Here is a 19999-nt window from a genome sequence, read left to right as displayed (position 1 = left end):
TCCTTTCAAATACATCCTGTTACATTCTTATACCCTCTATACATCAACCTAATCTAATATTATGGGAGCCGATGACGGACTATTTATGAAAGCAGAAGAACAATTCTGTGACTTTTTTACACACACAACTCTTGTGAATATTTTGAATTGGGTTTATAATTAACAAACTAAAGCGAGGTGAGCACAATGGAGTTAAAGAGGAAAGTTTTAGCTTATATTACAAAAGGGGAAGAAGACGACCGTGAAATCCTTGTGTTCGAGCAAAAGAACAATCCGGATGCCGGTCTGCAAGTTCCTGGTGGGACCATTGAGGATGATGAATTTCTGATCGATGCTCTCTACCGTGAAATTGAGGAAGAAACAGGAATTCCACGGAAGGATCTTGAATTGCAAGGCAAAGTTAATAAGACCAATTATTTTCCTGAAAATCGCGATGTCGTCTACGAACGCAATATTTTCCACTTGGCCTTTACAGGCGAAGAACGGGAGAAATGGGAGCATCATGTCGAAAGTGATGGGAAAGATAATGGGATGACTTTTTGCCACCGCTGGATCCCGGTCAAAGATTTACCTGAACTCGCTGCCAATCAAGATCAATATATTGACGCGCTTTCATTTTAAAAAAGCTGTATGAGTGCCTTGAAATGGCACTCATACAGCTTTTTATCAACTTATTCGACATCCGTTACGCGATCCTCTTCTCTTAATTCGTCCAGGGGTGCGAACATTTCAATATGCCGATACAGATTTTTGAACTTTGCAGGGAGCATTCCGCCATACTCACCATCCAAGTTCAAAAGCACCTCTTCCGGTGACTCGACTGTAATTTTCTCTGCTTTACTTGAAATGACGAGCGGATCGTTAAGGTGCTCGCCTCTTAGTGCAAGCGATACGACGCGGATGAACTCGGCGATATTGCATTTTTTTAAGATGAGCAATGTAAATTTTCCATCATTGATGCTTGAACCGGGTGCGAGTTTTTCAAAACCACCGACTGAATTCGTCAATCCGACAAGGAATAGCATGGCCTCATCATCGAACACTTCGCCATCATATTCAATCCGCACAGGGCTCGAATGGATCGATGGCAACATTTCAATCCCCTTCAAATAATAGGCGAGTTGACCAAGAACCGTTTTTAACTTGCTCGGTACATCGTATGTCAATTCCGTCAGTCTTCCGCCGCCTGCGATGTTGATGAAATGGCGATCATTCATCATCCCGACATCGACCGGGACCGTTTCACCACGAAGAATGATCTCCACTGCATCGTCGATATCGCGCGGAATACGCAATGCACGCGCGAAGTCATTCGTCGTCCCCGTTGGAATCAAACCGATTTGAGGGCGTTTGTCAAACGGACTTACACCCGCTACAACTTCGTTAAGTGTGCCATCTCCACCCGCAGCGACAATCAGGTCAAATCCTCTTTCCACGGCTAATTTAGCCGCATCCCTTGCGTCGCCCTCTGCAGTTGTTGCATGACAAGAAGTTTCATAACCGGCTTTCTCAAACTTCTCCAACACTTCTCCAAGGTGTTTGCGAAATATTTCCCGCCCTGAAGTAGGATTATAAATAATTCGTGCACGTTTCATGCGGTTTCCCTCTCTATTCGTACAGATGATATTTTATTTTGTTAGATCTGTTTCACTTAAGGTGCTCGGAATTAATCATTTTACTCCTTGGAAGCGCCTGCATTCATTCCTTCAACACATATAGACGCTCATCCTGCCTGACTAGTTTCAGCATGCATCGAAGTGATTACGATTGTTTTTGCAGTGCCGGAAGAAACGTTTTGCGAATATCATCGTACACTGTCAGCCACAACTCCGGTTTTGTCGTATATTCAGCAGTCAAGCGCTTGATGAATTCTTGTTGTTTCTCTTTAAATTCAGGCGCATCTGCTGGCGGCAAATCTTTGCGCATTTCCATTACATACTCTTGGATGGAAGCTGCACGCGGCCCCCATTTCGCTTCCACTTCTCCGTCTTCGCCGAGCAATAGGTAGACGGGGATCGATCTGCCTCCATTCGTCAAATGCCTGTCAATCAGTTCCGTGTCTGCATCACGGTAAACTGCACGTACATCGAGGTTTGCCGCCTCCGTAATCCGACGCAAGACCGGGTTATTCATCATCGCGTCTCCGCACCAATCCTCCGTGATGATTAGGATATTCGGTTTCTTCTCTTTTAGAAGTTCGATGAATTCATCGTCCTGTGGCACTTCAAATTGTTCGTAAATATGGAAACTGTTTTCTTTATGGGTCTCCATCTTATCCATATACTGTGTAAGTGAAATCGCTTCATCGAAATACTGTTTTTCTGTTTTCATTCCGTCCACACTCCTTTACTCCAATTGTACGGTGTCCTTTTGTTTGAATCAAATTCCGGGATTTCAGGACATATGAATGGTCTATGGAAATATTGGCGTTGCGAGCTTTAGTATTGGCACTTACTTACTGACTGTTTATTGGGGCTGTTAGGCTCCTTTTTGGCGTTCGCCGGCAAGTTATTGGCGAATCAGGACTTTTTAATCAGACAAAACAAGACGCCCCATACAGGGCGTCTTCCTTTTATTACCGTTTTGCAATTTCCTCAAGAAGGATTTTGTTGACGAGTGGCGGGTTTGCTTGCCCTTTCGTCGCTTTCATGATTTGACCAACAAGGAAGCCGATTGCGCGGTCTTTCCCGTTTTTATAGTCTTCGATTGATTGTGCGTTTGCATCAAGTGTTTCATTGACCATTGTGCGAAGCGTGCCTTCGTCTGAAATTTGGACGAGTCCTTTCGCTTTGACGATTGCCGCCGCGTCACCGCCTGTTTCAATCAATTCTTTAAACACTTTTTTCGCGATTTTAGAAGAAATCGTGCCATCGGAAATGAGTTTGATCATGCTGGCAAGTCCTTCCGGTGTCAATGCCGTGTCATGAAGTTCCTTTGTCTCTGCGTTCAAGTAAGCGGAAACTTCACCCATAAGCCAGTTGGAAGCAAGCTTCGCGTCGGCTCCGGCTGCCACTGTCGCATCGAAGAAATCGGACATTTCTTTCGTCAACGTCAAGACCATTGCATCGTATTCAGGAAGATCCAGCTCTTTGACGTAGCGCTCTTTCCGCGCATCCGGCAGTTCAGGAATCTCTGCACGGACCCGTTCAACCCACGCTTCGTCGATATGGAAATCTGTTAAGTCCGGCTCTGGAATGAATAAGTAATCATTCGCTTGCCCTTTAACACGCATGAGTACTGTTTTTCCTGTCGCTTCGTCATAACGGCGTGTTTCTTGTTCAATTTTCCCGCCGGCTAACAGGATTTTTTCCTGACGCTCCACTTCATACGCCATACCTCTACGCACAAAGTTGAAAGAGTTCAAGTTTTTCAATTCTGTTTTCGTACCGAATTCTTCCTGCCCGAAAGGACGAAGGGAAATGTTCGCATCACAACGAAGAGATCCTTCTTCCATCCGTACATCAGAAACGCCCGTGTATTGGATAATTGCTTTCAATTTTTCAAGGAAAGCATAAGCCTCTTCCGGAGAACGAACATCCGCTTCCGTAACGATTTCGATAAGTGGTGTTCCTTGTCTGTTCAAGTCGACAAGCGAATGCCCTTCATCCGTATGCGTCAGTTTCCCTGCATCTTCCTCAAGGTGGACACGTTCAATACGGATTTTCTTCTTTTTCCCTTCAACTTCGATTTCAACCCAACCGTTTGAACCGATTGGACGCTCGTCTTGGGAAATTTGGTAGGCTTTCGGGTTATCCGGATAGAAATAATGCTTCCGGTCGAAATTCATGATTGGTGCAATTTCACAGTTCAGCGCCAATGCAGCTTTCATGCCATACTCAATTGCACGTTCGTTCATCGTAGGTAGAACCCCTGGGTATGCCAGGTCGGTAACGTGGATGTTCATATTCGGCTCTGCTCCGAAATGGGCCGGTGCCGGTGACATGATTTTTGTATCTGTTTTCAATTCTACGTGGACTTCAAGCCCGCAAATCGTTTCGAAGTTCATTGGTTATTTCCCCTCCCTGATCGCTGGAGTTTGTGTATGGAAATCGGTCGCTTGTTCAAATGCATGCGCCACTCTGTAAAGCGTTGCTTCATCGAAATGTTTCCCGATGATTTGTAAGCCGACCGGCAAGCCATCCGCAAATCCGCATGGTACTGAAATGGCCGGAACGCCGGCAAGGTTGACCGGTACCGTCAAGACATCATTCGCGTAAAGCGCCAATGGATCTTTGTTCGTTTCACCGATTTTATACGCAGTTGTTGCAGAAGATGGCCCGATGATGACATCGTATTTTTCAAAAGCTTGTGCAAAGTCCTGTGCAATGAGCGCACGAACTTTTTGCGCTTTCACAAATACGTCCTTATGATGTTCTGCACCTAATGCATACGTTCCGAACAGGATGCGTTTCTTCACTTCTCTTCCGAATCCTTCCGCACGTGAACGAGCGTAAAGTTCCTCCAGATCATGAACGCCTTCCGCACTATAACCGTAACGGATTCCGTCAAAACGAGCCAAGTTGGATGTCGCTTCGGATGTCGCAATGACATAATAAGCTTCAGCCGCGTAATGTAAATGCGGAAGGGAGATTTCTTCCCATTCAGCACCGAGAGACTCAAACTTTTGCAGGGCTTCTTGTACAGCCTTTTTCACTTCTTCGGAAACACCTTCACCAAGGTATTCCTTCGGTACACCGATCTTCAAGCCTTTCACATCACCTGTTAGCGCCGCTTTGTAATCCGGCACTTCCTGTGGAGAAGTCATCGAATCTTTCGGATCCAGTCCTGCAATCGCTTGTAGAAGCATTGCGTTATCTTCGACATTTTGTGTGATTGTACCGACTTGGTCAAGCGATGATGCATACGCGATCAAACCAAAACGGGACACACGTCCGTAAGTCGGTTTCATGCCGACAACGCCACAAAATGCTGCTGGTTGACGAACGGAACCGCCTGTATCAGAACCGAGCGCGAATGGAACTTCTCCCGCTGCGACCGCTGCTGCAGAACCGCCTGAAGAACCTCCGGGCACATGATCCAAGTTCCAAGGGTTATAGGTCTTTTTGAATGCAGATGTCTCCGTCGTGGAACCCATGGCGAACTCGTCCATGTTCAGTTTTCCGACAATGACCATACCTGCCTCTCTCAGTTTTTCAACAACCGTTGCATCGTAAACCGGCACGAAGTTTGCCAACATCTTACTTGCGGCTGTTGTCGTAATCCCTTTCGTTACGATATTATCTTTCAATCCGATCGGTAAACCGAAAAGTGGACCGCGGCCTTCTAATGGCTGTTGATCCAAGGCTTGCGCTTGGGCAAGTGCTTCGGATTCGTTCGTTGAAAGAAATGCTTGTACACTTTCATCCAATTTCGCTATACGGGCAAGTGACTCTTCCGTCAATTCTTTGACAGTCAGTTCCCGATTATGTAAAAGCGACTGAAGTTCTACTGCCGTCTTGTTCAATAACGTCATTTATCTTTTCCTCCCCAAATTCGCTCATCAAATGATGGTCGGCACTTTGATCTGTCCAGCTTCGTGTTCTTTTACGCTTTTCAACATCTCTTCACGGTCCAGTACATCGACCGGCTCATCCTTACGCAATACATTGATCATTTGCAGTGGGTGTGTCATCGGTGCAACTTGCTCCGTGTCGACTTCCTGCAACTTCCCGATGAAGCTGATCAATTCACCAAGTTCTTCGGCATACGTTGCCGCTTCGTCTTCTGACAGGCCAAGTCGGATACGGCCCGCCAAATAGTTCACTTCATCTATCGTCATCGTTGTCATACTTTCTCCTCCTCATCATCAATCGGTACGTTTAATAATAACACCTTCTATTTCTGTTGAAAAGTTCAAGTGCGTCGTATTCGTTGCTACCGCTCATCAATAACCGTAAATATGGACGAATGGTTCCTTTTCTCCAGGTTCGTTAATGATCAACGCTTCCGGTCCATTAGAAGTGGAAATACTTACTTCCGTGTAGACATTCGGAAAATATTTGACAATCAGCGCTGTCAAATATTGTGTAAAACTGATAATTTCACTTGTGCCAAAAAACTGGATTGGCACTTGGATTCTGAGCGATTGTAATTGGCCATCCTTATAAAATCCTGTTCCGATAATGTTCACAAAACTAGGAAAATAAGCATCAACTTCCTGTTTCAATTGTTCGAATGCTGTATTCATGTCCCTGTAGTTTTCCGTTTCGGATGACGCCGGGAATACGACGTATTTCTCGTTCACTTTTTTCCAACCTGCAGGTGCCGCTTTGCCTCTTTCTGCAACAGCCGTCGCAAAATACGTTCCCGGGTGGATGGAATTCCGGCTTTCTTGCTTAAACAAACCGACGACAATCGGAACATCCGCAAGCCCGTCCATTGTCCGTAAGCGACGGACGACTTCCTCCGCTATTTTCATACCTTCCTGTTCCAAGACATTATCATCAATCCTCGTTTCTCTACCATTTCTCGAATAGCTGATCGAATTCAGCGCAAGCCCGATTGAAATCCCATCTAACCTGAGTTTCTTATCATCGGTCATGATCAAGTAATTCTGTTCAACGATATGGGCAAGAATATTTGGCGACTGTTCCGCAACTTGTTCCTCCGTCAATCCTTCTTCTGCAGGCGGATTCAACCCCGCCTCATCAGATGAGCTTCTAGAGAGCCAAGAGCGGGCCGTATCCCGATCGATGTACTGCCCTTCTTGAAAGTAATGCGTGCTAGGGCTGAAGTTTTGGACGGATAACCTTAACAGCCCTTCTTCTGCCTCCTGCATATCATACTTCGTGTACAAATTGCTGACAATGAGGCCACGGCTTGCACTTTTCTTAAAAGGGATCAACGTCTGATAAAATTCATCCTTCAGTTTAACGTCCGGAATCATCACCGTCTCTTCCACATTTTCCTCGTTTTCTTGAACGACTTCATCCTCATCCTTTCCGATGGAAGGAAGACATCCCCCGAGCAACAAAATCCCTACTAGCCCGGTGGCGAGCCATACTCTTTTCATTCTCATCACTCCTCTCCGAGTGCCTCGATTAACGTTTCTTCACTCCAAACCGTAATGTCGAGTTCTTCGGCTTTGGCCAATTTTGAACCGGCATCTTCCCCAGCGATGACAAGATCCGTTTTCTTGCTGACACTACCGCTCACCTTTCCACCGAGCGCTTCGATTTTCTCTTTCGCTTCATTGCGCGTCAGAATCGATAACTTCCCGGTCAGGACGACCGTCTTTCCGGAAAATGGTCCATCTGTTGGTACATCCTGTCTGGAGCGGCCTTTATACGTCATATTCACTCCGTAGGACTCCAGTTTTCGAAGCACTTCCACCACGTCTTCATTGCTGAAATAAGTGGTGATCGAGTCGGCCACCTTATCCCCAATCTCATGAATGGTCAGCAATCTCTCAACATCCGCTTCCATCAATGCCGAAAGCGTGCCGAACTCTTCGGAAAGAATCATGGCTGCTTTCTCCCCGACATGACGGATACCGAGTCCGAACAGCAGCTTCTCCAACGAGTTCGCTTTCGAAGCTTCAATCGCTGTCAATAAATTCGATACGGATTTCTCGCCCATCCGTTCCAATTCAATCAATTGTTCTCTCGTTAACGTGTATAGATCTGACACGTCGTGAACGAGGTCCGCTCGGTACAACTGGTCCACAACCCGTTCGCCGATCCCTTCGATATTCATCGCATTGCGCGAAACGAAGTGAATGATCGCTTCTTTCATCTGGGCAGGGCATTGTGGATTGACACAACGCAGTGCCACTTCCCCTTCAATCCGGATCAGCTCCGAATCACACTCCGGGCAGTTATCCGGCATGTCAAACGGTTGTTCATCTCCCGTACGTTGTTCGATTAACGGCCCGACGACTTCTGGAATGATGTCTCCCGCTTTCCGGATGATGACCGTATCGCCGATTCGGACATCTTTTTCTTTAATCAGATCCTCATTATGCAAAGAAGCACGGCCGACTGTCGAACCGGCAACCCGGACAGGCTCCAAAATCGCTGTCGGCGTGACGACGCCCGTCCTACCGACACTCAATTCGATATCGAGTAATTTGGTCAAGACCTCTTCGGCCGGGAATTTAAAAGCGGTTGCCCATCTCGGATTCCTCGCAGTGAAACCAAGTTGCTCCTGATCTTCAAAGTTATCGACTTTAACGACAATGCCATCGATTTCATAGTCTAATTTTGAACGGTTTTCCACCCATTTTCCGATATAGTCGATCACTTCGTCGATGGAGGCACAACGTTTCCGTTCCTGATTCGTTTCAAAGCCGAGTGCGTCCAGTGCATCCAAGGAATCGGAATGGCTATCCTGTCCATAAGCACTGCCATCGCCTCCGATACCATAGATGAAAATAGCCAAGTTCCGGCTGGCGGCAATTTTCGGGTCCAATTGTCGCAGTGAACCTGCCGCCGCATTACGCGGATTGGCGAACGGTTCTTCACCCGCTTCATCACGGGTAGCATTTAAGTGGACGAATGATTTTTTCGGCATATACGCTTCACCGCGCACTTCGATGGATATTGGCTCTTTCAGACGCAAAGGAATCGTTCGGATCGTCTTCAGATTCCCTGTAATATCCTCTCCAACCGTCCCATCCCCGCGTGTTGAACCTTGGACGAAACGCCCGTCCACATATTTAAGTGAAATGGCCAAACCATCAATTTTCAGCTCACAAATATAAGTCACTTGATGTCCTGTAGCAGCTTGGACACGCCTGTCAAATTCCCGCAAATCCTCTTCGTTGAACGCGTTCGATAAACTAAGCATCGGAAACTCATGCACGACTTTTCCAAAACCGGTCAAGATTTCCCCACCGACGCGTTGTGAAGGTGAATCGGGATAGATCAGATCAGGGTTTTCCGCTTCAATCGCTAGTAGCTCTTGCATTAGCTGATCGTAAACCGCGTCAGGGACAAGTGGTTTATCGAGCGAATAATACGCATGGCCATATTCATGAAGCAACTGATTTAATTCTTCCACCCGTTTTTCGAGTTCCATTCGATCCATCGACTTCTTCTCCTATCATCCTTTTTCAATCGGTGCAAATTTGGCTAGCAATCGCTTGATGCCTACCGGATCTGGAAATGCTATGTCCAGTTCCACATCCTCGCCTGCACCTTTCACACTGACGACCATGCCAGTGCCCCACTTGTTGTGTACCGCTTTGTCTCCTACTCTCCATCCCATCTTGTCCCCACCACTGGACTTATAGACCGGCTTTTTGACAGCAGGACGGACAGGGGCTTGATTTCGCGTCGAAGATGTTCCCCCGATTGAAAACCCGGAATGGGCGGACAGCGCTTCTGTAATGTCACCCGAAATCTCTCCGATAAAACGCGATGGGCTATTATAACTCGCACGTCCATAAAGCGTTCGGTACGATGCCGATGTTAAGTATAATTTCTGTTCTGCACGGGTGATCCCCACATAAGCTAGGCGTCGTTCCTCTTCCATTTCTTCATCGTCTGCCATGGAGCGGGAATGCGGGAAGACATTTTCCTCCATGCCGATGATGAAGACGACAGGGAATTCAAGTCCTTTTGCTGCATGCATCGTCATCAGGACGATTTTTTCCGCTGATTGGTTTTCTTCTTTATCAAGCGAATCGATATCTGCAATTAAAGCCAGATCCGTCAAGAACGCAACAAGTGACTTATCGCCGCTCTCCTCTTCTGCACGCTTTTCGAACGCTTCTGTGACAGAAAGGAATTCTTCGATATTTTCAAGGCGGCTTTCCGCTTCGATCGTTTTTTCCCGTTGCAACATCTCGCGGTAGCCCGATTTTTCAAGTACTTGTTCAACAAGCTCCGTGACCGATAAATATTCCTGCATCTGTGTAAAGCCGGCAATGAGTTCACGGAATTTCGCCACTTCATTTGCCGCTCTCGCGGTCAACCCCATAAAGTCAACTTCCTGCAACGCATCAAAAATCGAACGATCATGCTCGATGGCAAATGTAGCCATTTTATCGAAAGAAGTCGCCCCGATGCTCCGCTTCGGTTCATTGATAATCCGCGCGAGTGCAAGATCATCGTCATTATTGGCGATCAATCGTAAATAGGCTAGTAAGTCTTTGATTTCTTTTCGGTCATAGAACTTTGTTCCGCCGACAATTGTATAATCCAAATTCGATTTCACAAGGTATTCCTCAATCACTCGTGATTGGGCATTTGTCCGATACAAAATAGCGAATTGATCGAGTTTCAAGTTTTCCTGCTCTTTCAACTCAATGATTTTACCGACGACAAATTGTGATTCATCTTTTTCATCACTTGCTTTGTACACGCGAATGGGTTCGCCTTCTTCATTATCTGTCCGCAGTTTTTTGTCATAGCGGCTTTTGTTATTCATAATGACGTCATTGGCCGCCTGTAAGATGCGCTTCGTGGATCGATAGTTCTGTTCAAGCATAATCATCTCAGCATCTTTATAATCCTTTTCAAAAGAGAGGATATTGCCGATGTCTGCGCCGCGCCAACGATAGATCGATTGGTCGGAGTCACCGACGACACAGATGTTCTTGAACTTGTCCGCCAACATTTTTACGAGTCGGTATTGGGCATTATTCGTATCTTGATATTCATCAACATGGATATATTGGAATTTGTTTTGATAAAATTCGAGGACTTCTGGGACGCGTTCGAATAAGGTCAACGTCATCATGATCAGATCGTCGAAATCGAGTGAATGGTTTTTGCGTAATCGTTTGGCATAGCCATCGTAAACGTCCGCAATCGTCTTTTCATAGGGATTGAATGCATTGATTTGTCCGCGGAACGCTTCCGCATCAATGCATTCATTTTTCCCAGAACTGATCGCATTGAGCATGGAACGTGGATCATATTGTTTCGGATCCAAGTTCAAGTCTTTCAAGACGTTTTTAATGACCGTCAATTGATCGGCTGTATCAAGAATCGAAAAAGTTTTTGAAATGCCGATCCGATCGATATCACGGCGCAAAATACGGACACACATCGAGTGGAATGTGGACACCCACATCCGCTCCCCCGTACCTGGACCAAGCAATCCATCAATCCGTTCGCGCATTTCACGGGCCGCCTTATTCGTAAACGTGATCGCTAAAATTTTGGATGGATACACGTTTTTTTCCACGACCAAATAAGCGATCCGATGGGTGAGAACGCGTGTCTTGCCGGAACCTGCCCCTGCCATGATCAACAGCGGTCCTTCCGTCTTCTTCACCGCACGCGCTTGCTCAGGATTCATGCCTGCCAACAAGCCTTCTGCAATTGTATTCATATTCTACCGCCTTTCGGAACGTTTGTTCTTCTATTATACACTGAATTACTGTTGACGGGAAACCGATTTGACCGCTTCAACAGTGGAAAGTGCAGCTTTCAAATCTTTGTAAATAATATTGCCGACAATAACTGTATCCGCTAGGGCCGCCATCGTTTTCGCCTCTTCCGCATTCGTAATGCCTCCGCCATAAAAGAGACGCGTATTTTCCAGTACGCGCGATGCCGCTTCCACCATTTCAGGATCGCCATATATACCGCTATATTCCATATAAAATACCGGTAATTTAAATAGATGCTCGGCCATACGTGCATACGCGATGACATCCTCTTCGTCCGGTACCGTCTCCACGCCGGTCATTTTTGCCGCTTTGCAATCCGGATTCAGAATGCAATAGCCTTCTGCAACCACTTCATCCCAGTTCATCATATGGCCATATTCACGCAACGCCGCATGATGCAACCCATTGATAAACTCTACTTGTGTCGAGTTCAACACCGAAGGGATAAAATAATAATCGAAGCCCGGTGTCACAGATTCAACAGTCGATACTTCCAAAGCAACCGGAACAGAATAACGCCGCACCCGGACGAGCAAATCAAGTACATTATCGAGTGTAACACCGTCTGATCCCCCGACGATCACTCCATCCGTTCCCGATTCTGCCAGAAGCTCCAACGTTTCGTCCGTCACTGTTTTTGCAGGATCTAATTTAAAGGCATGACGCCATGTCGTATAGTCCATGTTCAACCACCTAATCTCATATTGTACGTTCCTTCAGTATACCAAAAAAACCGGACGAGTTCTTTTCTCGTCCGGTGCTTCGTTTATTGAGTTTCTTCTTTTTCCTTCTCTTCCGGATACAATCGGTCTAATACGATATTGTATCCGCCCGAACCGTAATCGACACAACGGCGGACTCTTGAAATGGTAGCGGTGCTGGCGCCCGTCTCATGTTGGATCGTATCGTATGTCTTCCGCTGTTTCAGCATTTGCGCCACTTCCAGACGTTGTGTCAGCGACTGCAATTCACTGATGGTACAAAGATCATCAAAAAATTTATAGCATTCATCGAGGTCTTTCAATTCGAGTATCGCCTTAAAAAGCTGTTCCGTCTGATGACCACGGATTTTATCGATTTGCATATCCTTTCCCACTCTCTGAATGTTTTCTTATGGCATGAATGTCACAGATTGGTCCATACCCGGCTTCGTTGAGACGATATGGATCCATGTTTTACCCGGTACCAGTTTCACTGGGGATCCGTTTTCCATCGGCATCAGAATATCGTCCTTATTTTCCCATTCAATGGCTTTGACGAGCCCTGCCTGGAATAGCATCCCTTTGCCACCCGTCTCCAAATCGACTGCCTGTCTTCCTTCATTATCGATTGTGCGATGCGCAGTTTCAAATACAAGGATATTGGATAACTCCACTGGGGCATCATTCACTTTATCAATCGTCAAGACATCATTCACAGTCCGTTCGTATGTCCCATTCAGCACATCATATGAATAATTGCTTGTAAATTTCGGATCCGCACTGTAACTAACCGTAATCGTAGAGGCTTGATCTCCTATTTTAGCATCTTCAATCGATTCATGGAAAGAAAATGGTGACGGCTGATCCATTTCCATTGTGGAATCCGTCTTCTCCGCTCCCGCTAAAATGTTTTCCCCTGAAATATAGGAGTTATGCGGGGCACGTCGGTCTTTCGAGCGCCAGAAAAGCGTGCCATCATACTGCATGCCGTTCACATTATCCACAAAATTGCTTTGCAACAATTGTTGTGCATCCGGGCTATAGCCATGTGCCACGTAAAAAGCATCGAGCCCTTTAGAAATATGGACAAAATAATCCCTGGCACTGCGCACAGGCCCGATTTCTTCCGGCAACTCACTTTGGAAGAGCGCTAAAAGTCTCGTCACATTCCCTTCAGCCGCCAACTCATAGACGATGTCCGCATCACTGATTCCGGATTGCGGTCTCGCCAATGGATGGTTGTTAATCGTAACCAAAACCGGACGACGAGTCGTTTCTTCTTCCGATAGAATGCCTGTAAAAGGGGCTGCATAGCTTGTTACCGGTTCTTCTTCTTGAACGATTTCTTCCTCTTCCAGCGGCCCCGTTACGGGTTCCTTCACCTCTTCATCATTGTTACATGCTGTCAATAGTAATATAGCGGCGGTCAATCCTACGAACCACCCTTTCCATTTTCTTCTCATTTCTTCCTCCTATCTTTCCTTTACGGGAATCAGTACTTCGTTTTTCATCACATCATAAATGCCTAACGGCGTAATGCGTACATATGGCAAATGCGTCGTTTGCAAAAACTGTAACGAAAAGATGGCATCCCCATATTTGAAGCCTCGGTCCACCAATGCTTTTTTCAGTTCCAATTCTTGTGCCATCAATAAGTCCATCGGTTCGTTCGAAAAGCCGCCTCCGATGACAAGCGGCAATGTTTGGATGATTTCCCCATTCTCTACGAGCGCCATCCCGCCTCCGATCCGTTTGACTTCTTCGAAAGCCCGGATCATCTCTTGCTTGTCCTTCCCGAGCAGCAGAATATCCCCCGTATTCGAATACGTGGAAGCAAAACCTTGGACATCCGTTGCAAATCCTTTGATTACCGTATTGACATGCCATTTTCCCTGGCGGTCAATGAGCATCAGAAAGCTCTCATCATGCCCGTTCTCCAATTGAGCGGTTGTCGTATCCCGTGTAATCTGAAACGGCTTCGTGATAACATCGTTCACCATTTCAATCCCGATTGGTTCATCGAATCGTAAATCGGATTCCTTCAACTCAAAATCCGGAGCAAACACGCCAAAATCAGACCAATTGATGGAAGGGAACGGTTCCGTCGGCCTTCCTGCACGTTTCACCCATTCACCTTTAGACAACACATCCGTTGGTACGGGATGATCGACATCTTCCAAAATATTGAGTGATGCATAGCGCCCTGTCGCAATCATGCCGTGCAGATCCGTCATATTGTAGTAACGCGCAATGTTATAAGTGGCCATTTGATAAGCATCAATCGGTTTTACCCCCGCATCAAGCGCAATGCGGATACATTTGTCCATCACACCGTCGATGTAAAATGACGGCGACGAACCATCTGTTGTCATCATGAGATGATCAAATACGTCCAACTCTTTCTCCACCGCGGCTTTTAACAAATCAGGAAGATCCGGTCGGATGGACGAATGGCGCAACGTCACTCCATAACCATGTAAAAGCCTTGTCTCCACTTCTTCGATGGTCATCGCTTCATGATCGCCGTCCACCCCAAGAAGACGCATGCGGGCAAGTGTCCGCTCCGAGGCCCCTGGGAAATGGCCTTCCATTTTCTTGCCTTCCGCTTTTACAGTCTGAAGAAAAGAAAACATATTCGGATCACCGTTCATCAGCCGAGGCCACCCTGTCAATTCACCGCCTAACAGAACATCTGGCCGTCCAGCCCATTGTCGGATCGAATCAACATTAAATAAAGTCGCTTCATTTTCCGTAGCCGTCTGTGAATCAAATCGTACCCACCAATAAAATGAAAACGGCAACGTGCTCAATTCGTCCATAATCGAAAAAGACGTTGTGTCATCAAGGGTCAGGAAAAAAGCAAGGTTGTCCGCAATCATCGTAGTCGTTCCGCGCTCCGCTGCATAACTTGCAAATGTTCGAGGATTGTACAATTGAAAAGGATGCGCATGCGGTTCGATATACCCCGGCACAATCTTTCTCCCGGACGCATCGAAAATTTCCGCGCCTTCTGTAACAGCGGGCATGGCCTGTCCGACATAGACAATCCGATCCCCTGAAACCCAAATGTTTCCCTTCATCCACTTTTTATAAATAGCATGCAAGTATTCCCCGTTTGTAATAATGAGATCCGGCGACTTTTTGCCTTCGATGATCGCCAGCTGCCCTTTTATCTCACTATGCCCCCACATGAAATCCCCTCTCTCCTCTACTCACTAGTATACTATTTATCGTAGCATAGCATTCATGAAATACATAGAGAGTTGGAAATTTTGGACAGGACGTTTTGGAGTTGTTCACGAGCGTTGGTTTCTTTTAACTTGGCGTTGCCTCGTTTGTGTAAAACGTTGATTTCTTTCAACCCGACGTTGGCTTGTTTAGGTAAAACATTCATTTCTTGAACCAAAACACTGTGAAGCAACAAGATTTTTCGATGAAAAGGTTTTTCCAAGTTTTGAGCGAAATAATTACAGATACTACAAAATGGATGGGATTTGATCATATGGCGGACAAAATGGAATTCAATGAAGAAATGGCGACGGAGTACGATAAAGGGATACGCCGAACATTGCCTACGTATGATTCAATGTTCAGACTTGTGCAGACATATCTTCGGGCGCATACGGCACAGCAAGCCCATGTGCTCGTCGTCGGGGCTGGCGGTGGCAATGAACTCGCTTTGTTAGGCCCCGCAAATCCTGAATGGACGTTCACCGCCGTCGATCCTGCACCGCCAATGCTCGATATCGCGCGCACGAAGGCAGCCGCTTTACAAATGGCAGATCGCGTAGAATTTATCGGGGGAACAGCCGAGGAAGTGCGTGCGGACAATTTGCATGATGCCGCCACTTGTATGCTCGTTCTGCACTTCATTGCAGACAGGCAGGAAAAACTCCGTCAACTGAAGGCGATTCGCCAATGCTTGAAAGAGGGTGCACCGTTTGTGATGGCGACGATGTATGGTAATCCGGGCAATCCGGCATTCGATGAGCTGTTTGCACTGTGGAAAGCTTATTGGCTCGATTCGACAAGTTTGTCACAAGAAGAAGTGGATGAAATGGAGAAAACGGTCCGTGCCCTGTCCTTCATTCCCGAAGAGGAAATTGTCGGGTTACTCAGTGAGGCCGGCTTCGGCAAAATCGCTAAATTCTTTACGACCAATATGTTCGGCGGATGGATTTGCCAGGCGACATGAAAAATGATTGTCCCGCTCCTCATCAGGAGTCGGGGCTTTTTTTATAGGATTCCACTCCACAAGATTGCTTGTATCATTTCTCCAAATTCCGTCAACGCTAATGACAAAGCTTTTTCAAGGCTTTACCTGAAAGGAGAGTTGCAAGTGTTTGAAAAAAAAGCCCCTCCTTTATTCGATGGATTGGCGGAACAATTCAAGCCGTCGGATGACATGATTCAGACACCGCTACACATGAATGGCCAATATGCTTTCCTTTTCTATTTAAAGTCCGTGGTGGATGGAAATACACTCCAGCAAACGGTGATCAAACCCTTTTTTGAAATGTCCTCTGAGGAAAGCTTTACTTCTTATATCCAATCTTTGCCGAATCGAATCGATATGCCAAATATAGATAAATTGCTTATTTTGTTAAGCGCGGGATTTGTTTTGATTGCGATTGGGAATCATATTTTCTTGTTGGATATCCGCCTCGTGAGTAATAAAGAAGTACAGGATACCCTGATGGAACCGACAGTTCATGGACCTCAAAAAGGATTAAGTGAAGATATTGAAGTGACAATCAATTTAATCAGGCAAAGGTACCATCAGCCTTCTTTAAAAGTTGAAACAATCCTGTCGGATGACGAATCCAACCGAGCAATCGCCTTACTCTATGATTATGATCGAGTCAATCCCGATATGTTGAAAAAAGTCAAGGAGCAGCTTGTTGAACTCGATACTCCGTTACTCCAATCGGCCGGCGACCTCCAACATTTTCTGAACAAGGGTACATTCACGCTATTCCCTTCAACGTTGATCACAGAACGACCGGACCGCATCGTCTACAATTTGAACAACGGTAAAGTGATTATCGTCATTGACGGAAGCCCGGATGTCATCATTGTACCTGTCATTTTTTTCGATTTCATGTCTTCAATGGAAGATAATTACCACGTCTTCAGTGTAACGGCATTTACAATCCTTTTGAGATATACCGGTTTGTTCGTATGTATTTTGCTCCCTAGCCTGTATGTGGCAGTGACATCGTATAACCCGGATATTTTGAGACTGGAACTTGCGCTCACTGTTGCGGGTGGCAGGATCGGTGTCCCTTATCCATCCTTTATAGAAGTATTTTTCATGTTATTCTTCGTGGAATTATTAACGGAAGCAAGCATGCGATTGCCGAAAGCCGTCAATTCTACCGCGACCACTGTCGGTGGACTCATCTTGGGCACGGCGGCAACAGAAGCGGCACTGACTTCAAATATCATGGTCATCGTCATTTCGGCAGTCGCCATTTCCACATTTGTCATTCCTATCAACGAGATGAGTTTTTCCATACGGGTTATTCGGCTTATGCTACTTGTTTATTCGGCTTTGTTCGGGATGGTCGGTTTATTGGTCGGTTTTATAGGCTTAATTATGCTTTTGGTAAGTAAAGAAAGTTTAGGTGTACCTTATTTACGGATTCCATGGATTAGTAAAAATGAGGAGTTGAGGATGGACAAACGATGAGCCGTTTCCTATTCTACTTGATTTTGGTAAATATGCTGACAAATATGGTTTCCCTCACGCCAAGGATACTAATCGCCGGAAACAATAGTGGAACCGTCCTTGCGCTTGTTCTTGCCCTGCCCGTCGGAATGATATTGACCTACATGATCATTTCCTTATTTAGTCGTTTCCCCGGGCAAGACTTGCCCGAAATCTTGAAGTTGCACGTACCCAAATGGATTGCAACGCCCGTGCTTCTTTTTCTCGCTCTTTGCTGGTATCTTGCGGGGCTCTCAACACTGGTCATCTATACATTCATTATTTTTCGTTTTCTGACGCCTGAAATGTCCATCTATACAATCGTCCTAACTTTTGTTTTTGTTGTCACATATGGAATTCTGATGACGACAAGAAATATTTTATATATGAGTGAAATTGTCATTCTTATCGTAGTCCCTTTTATTGTCTTCATCCAAATAAAGGGTTATCTCAGCCCTAGCCTGAAATGGGATTATGTAAGGATTGCCGTCATGCATATTAATCATTTGCCGGATTATGCGGCTTTTAGCACCTCGCTCTATATTGTCATCGGGGTAGCCAATTTAATAATATTCAATCGATACTTCACGAAATTGAAAAAACCGTCACGAAAAGGTATGGTCTTGCTTACAGTAGTTTGTACATTTATCCTTTTCACTACTTATTTCCTTCCAATCGGCTTTGGAGGATTTGACTCCCTAAATAATGTTTTGTACCCATGGATAATGACAAGCGATTCCATCCGTATGAAATTCGGAGTCATTGAAAGAATCGTCTTTATATTCATCGGCGCCTACTTGGCCCTCAGTGTCATCAGCATGACGATACATTGGCATGTTTCCATCCAGCTACTTTCCAGTATATTTCATTTCAAACGATTAAAGTGGAAGTCGTATAATTTAACAATTCCTTTTTTTATCGTTTGCTTTTGGATTGTTGCGATGTTCTCGGCAACAAGGATGACAGTCGATAATCTGTATAAGTCAGTCGAAATATTCGATAAATACTTTTTGCCGATTCTTCTATTTTTGCTCATCGGTAGTCTTTTGTTGGCAAAGAAAAGGGGAGCGTCCAATTGTCCGGAACTCAAAAAATGATAAAGCGCTTTTTTTCTATCCTCATGCTGATCGCCCTCCTTTTTCAATCCGGATGTGCCTTTAAAGACATTGACAAACGGATTTTTGTATTGGGAATAGGCATAGATCCTTCCGAAACAGTGGAAGACGGTTTCAGGGTGACATTGAAGTTGGCCAAGCCAGCCGGTGAAGTCAAGGCAGAGGCTGCCCAAGGCTTTACGCATTTAGCTCATGATGCCGAGTCGATTGCAGAAGCCATTCGGGATATGGAAACACATGTTGATAAAAAATTGGAGATGGGACATAATCGGAGCATCGTTCTAAACAAGGAATTGCTTTCAAAAGACATGGATACATTCATGGATTATTTTACAAGACGTGCGGATATCCAAATGATCACTTACGTTGCCGTAGCTGAAAAGACTGCCGAGGAGACAGTTTCCTTTGCACCGGACACTGAACCTCCTGCAACAATCGCGTTATATAACTTTTTCGATAATACCGGAACGGAAAGCCCGTATGTCCTCACTACATTCCTATTCGAATTCAGAAGAGAGGTATTAAGCAAAGGGATCAATACGGTTTTACCCATCATCGATTTCAATGAGGAACAAAAACATTTTATCGTCAATAAATCGATCGTACTTAAATGGGGTGAGGAACCCGTTGAATTGACGCAAGTTCAAACGAAGTATTTTAATTCACTGATCAATAATGTATCCAATTTCACTTATAAAATTGAAGAAGACAATCTGCACTTGGTGTTGCACATCGATGAAGTCAAGATGAAATATCAGATTATCCTTGACGAAGGAGAGACGCCACGGATTGATATGAAAATCACAAAGGTCGGTGTCATTAGTGAATCCACTAAACGTCTGAATAACTCCGACTTGAAAAAGTACGATAAAATAGCAGCTGATGATATTAAAAAGAAGGTCATGGATTTATTGACTACCCTTCAAGAGAACAATGTCGATCCATTCGGATTCGGCTTGCGTTATCGTGCGACGAGATTGTCGCACAAAGACACGATTGACGAATGGAATCGCATTTATCCTGAAATCGAGTTTAATGTCACCATGGATATCAATTTGAAAAGTACAGGAGCGGTCGAATAAAATAACCGATCACATCAAAAAATCACTCCAAAATCCCCCGCTCTGTCAGG

At 45.5% G+C, this 19999-nt stretch carries 17 protein-coding genes; 5 read left to right on the top strand and 12 right to left on the bottom strand.

Going from position 1 to position 19999, the window contains the following annotated elements; genetic code table 11:
• The first annotated feature begins 186 nt into the window (after positions 1-186).
• Positions 187-621 carry an NUDIX hydrolase gene (locus MHZ95_RS19330; protein ID WP_239392441.1) on the top strand — a complete coding sequence of 145 codons (435 nt, stop codon included), beginning with the start codon at positions 187-189 and terminating at the stop codon, positions 619-621.
• Positions 622-671: 50 nt separating this feature from the next.
• Here MHZ95_RS19330 and MHZ95_RS19325 read toward each other — a convergent pair whose 3' ends face one another.
• The 12 genes from MHZ95_RS19325 to MHZ95_RS19270 all read right to left on the bottom strand — a co-directional run bounded on the left by MHZ95_RS19325 (position 672) and on the right by MHZ95_RS19270 (position 15233).
• Positions 672-1595, bottom strand: coding sequence for a diacylglycerol kinase (locus MHZ95_RS19325; RefSeq protein WP_239392440.1), 924 nt, complete (start codon positions 1593-1595; stop codon positions 672-674).
• 166 nt (positions 1596-1761) lie between these two features.
• Positions 1762-2331: a thioredoxin family protein gene (locus tag MHZ95_RS19320; RefSeq protein WP_239392439.1), complete on the bottom strand. Its 570-nt coding sequence runs from the start codon at positions 2329-2331 to the stop codon at positions 1762-1764.
• 244 nt (positions 2332-2575) lie between these two features.
• Positions 2576-4006: an Asp-tRNA(Asn)/Glu-tRNA(Gln) amidotransferase subunit GatB gene (gatB, locus tag MHZ95_RS19315; RefSeq protein WP_239392438.1), complete on the bottom strand. Its 1431-nt coding sequence runs from the start codon at positions 4004-4006 to the stop codon at positions 2576-2578.
• 3 nt (positions 4007-4009) lie between these two features.
• Positions 4010-5473 carry an Asp-tRNA(Asn)/Glu-tRNA(Gln) amidotransferase subunit GatA gene (gene gatA, locus MHZ95_RS19310; RefSeq protein WP_239392437.1) on the bottom strand — a complete coding sequence of 488 codons (1464 nt, stop codon included), beginning with the start codon at positions 5471-5473 and terminating at the stop codon, positions 4010-4012.
• Positions 5474-5500: 27 nt separating this feature from the next.
• Positions 5501-5788 (bottom strand): Asp-tRNA(Asn)/Glu-tRNA(Gln) amidotransferase subunit GatC, encoded by a 288-nt coding sequence (gatC, locus tag MHZ95_RS19305; protein WP_239392436.1) that lies wholly within the window; start codon positions 5786-5788, stop codon positions 5501-5503.
• Positions 5789-5884: 96 nt separating this feature from the next.
• Positions 5885-7012 (bottom strand): CamS family sex pheromone protein, encoded by a 1128-nt coding sequence (locus MHZ95_RS19300; RefSeq protein ID WP_239392435.1) that lies wholly within the window; start codon positions 7010-7012, stop codon positions 5885-5887.
• A 5-nt stretch (positions 7013-7017) separates the two neighbouring features.
• Complete coding sequence (ligA, locus tag MHZ95_RS19295) at positions 7018-9027, bottom strand: NAD-dependent DNA ligase LigA (RefSeq protein ID WP_239392434.1); 2010 nt, start codon at positions 9025-9027, stop codon at positions 7018-7020.
• Positions 9028-9042: 15 nt separating this feature from the next.
• Entirely contained in the window at positions 9043-11280 is a 2238-nt protein-coding gene (gene pcrA, locus MHZ95_RS19290) for a DNA helicase PcrA (protein WP_239392433.1), read from the bottom strand.
• A 45-nt stretch (positions 11281-11325) separates the two neighbouring features.
• Positions 11326-12024 carry a heptaprenylglyceryl phosphate synthase gene (pcrB, locus tag MHZ95_RS19285; protein ID WP_239392432.1) on the bottom strand — a complete coding sequence of 233 codons (699 nt, stop codon included), beginning with the start codon at positions 12022-12024 and terminating at the stop codon, positions 11326-11328.
• An 83-nt stretch (positions 12025-12107) separates the two neighbouring features.
• The gene (locus MHZ95_RS19280) at positions 12108-12425 is read right to left on the bottom strand and encodes a YerC/YecD family TrpR-related protein (RefSeq protein ID WP_239392431.1); all 318 of its coding nucleotides are present in this window, start codon (positions 12423-12425) and stop codon (positions 12108-12110) included.
• Positions 12426-12452: 27 nt separating this feature from the next.
• A complete protein-coding gene (locus tag MHZ95_RS19275) occupies positions 12453-13505 on the bottom strand; it encodes a DUF3048 domain-containing protein (RefSeq protein WP_239392430.1) in 1053 nt (350 codons plus the stop codon).
• A gap of 9 nt (positions 13506-13514) precedes the next feature.
• Entirely contained in the window at positions 13515-15233 is a 1719-nt protein-coding gene (locus MHZ95_RS19270) for an adenine deaminase C-terminal domain-containing protein (protein ID WP_239392429.1), read from the bottom strand.
• Positions 15234-15544: 311 nt separating this feature from the next.
• On the opposite strand from MHZ95_RS19270, the gene MHZ95_RS19265 reads away from it, so the two are divergent.
• The 4 genes from MHZ95_RS19265 to MHZ95_RS19250 all read left to right on the top strand — a co-directional run bounded on the left by MHZ95_RS19265 (position 15545) and on the right by MHZ95_RS19250 (position 19949).
• Positions 15545-16237, top strand: coding sequence for a class I SAM-dependent methyltransferase (locus MHZ95_RS19265; protein ID WP_239392428.1), 693 nt, complete (start codon positions 15545-15547; stop codon positions 16235-16237).
• A 144-nt stretch (positions 16238-16381) separates the two neighbouring features.
• On the top strand, positions 16382-17734 hold the full coding sequence (locus tag MHZ95_RS19260; protein ID WP_239392427.1) for a spore germination protein: 1353 nt from the start codon (positions 16382-16384) through the stop codon (positions 17732-17734).
• Positions 17731-18849 (top strand): GerAB/ArcD/ProY family transporter, encoded by a 1119-nt coding sequence (locus tag MHZ95_RS19255; RefSeq protein WP_239392426.1) that lies wholly within the window; start codon positions 17731-17733, stop codon positions 18847-18849. The genes MHZ95_RS19260 and MHZ95_RS19255 overlap by 4 nt, the downstream gene beginning before the upstream one ends.
• Entirely contained in the window at positions 18828-19949 is a 1122-nt protein-coding gene (locus tag MHZ95_RS19250) for a Ger(x)C family spore germination protein (protein ID WP_239392425.1), read from the top strand. The genes MHZ95_RS19255 and MHZ95_RS19250 overlap by 22 nt, the downstream gene beginning before the upstream one ends.
• The last annotated feature ends 50 nt before the right edge of the window (positions 19950-19999 follow it).

This window comes from Sporosarcina sp. ACRSM, assembly GCF_022346545.1.
Lineage (GTDB): Bacteria > Bacillota > Bacilli > Bacillales_A > Planococcaceae > Sporosarcina.
The sequence above is the reverse complement of the archived record's forward strand: the minus strand, read 5'-3'. Positions and strand labels throughout refer to the sequence as shown.

Coding starts and splice junctions, on each gene's coding strand:
- pcrA (WP_239392433.1), bottom strand. CDS start 11,280: ATGAATACAATTGCAGAAGGCTTGTTGGCAGGCATGAATCCTGAGCAA.
- MHZ95_RS19275 (WP_239392430.1), bottom strand. CDS start 13,505: ATGAGAAGAAAATGGAAAGGGTGGTTCGTAGGATTGACCGCCGCTATA.
- MHZ95_RS19330 (WP_239392441.1), top strand. CDS start 187: ATGGAGTTAAAGAGGAAAGTTTTAGCTTATATTACAAAAGGGGAAGAA.
- ligA (WP_239392434.1), bottom strand. CDS start 9,027: ATGGATCGAATGGAACTCGAAAAACGGGTGGAAGAATTAAATCAGTTG.
- MHZ95_RS19325 (WP_239392440.1), bottom strand. CDS start 1,595: ATGAAACGTGCACGAATTATTTATAATCCTACTTCAGGGCGGGAAATA.
- MHZ95_RS19300 (WP_239392435.1), bottom strand. CDS start 7,012: ATGAAAAGAGTATGGCTCGCCACCGGGCTAGTAGGGATTTTGTTGCTC.
- gatA (WP_239392437.1), bottom strand. CDS start 5,473: ATGACGTTATTGAACAAGACGGCAGTAGAACTTCAGTCGCTTTTACAT.
- gatC (WP_239392436.1), bottom strand. CDS start 5,788: ATGACAACGATGACGATAGATGAAGTGAACTATTTGGCGGGCCGTATC.
- MHZ95_RS19320 (WP_239392439.1), bottom strand. CDS start 2,331: ATGAAAACAGAAAAACAGTATTTCGATGAAGCGATTTCACTTACACAG.
- MHZ95_RS19255 (WP_239392426.1), top strand. CDS start 17,731: ATGAGCCGTTTCCTATTCTACTTGATTTTGGTAAATATGCTGACAAAT.
- pcrB (WP_239392432.1), bottom strand. CDS start 12,024: ATGGACTATACGACATGGCGTCATGCCTTTAAATTAGATCCTGCAAAA.
- MHZ95_RS19280 (WP_239392431.1), bottom strand. CDS start 12,425: ATGCAAATCGATAAAATCCGTGGTCATCAGACGGAACAGCTTTTTAAG.
- MHZ95_RS19265 (WP_239392428.1), top strand. CDS start 15,545: ATGGCGGACAAAATGGAATTCAATGAAGAAATGGCGACGGAGTACGAT.
- MHZ95_RS19270 (WP_239392429.1), bottom strand. CDS start 15,233: ATGTGGGGGCATAGTGAGATAAAAGGGCAGCTGGCGATCATCGAAGGC.
- gatB (WP_239392438.1), bottom strand. CDS start 4,006: ATGAACTTCGAAACGATTTGCGGGCTTGAAGTCCACGTAGAATTGAAA.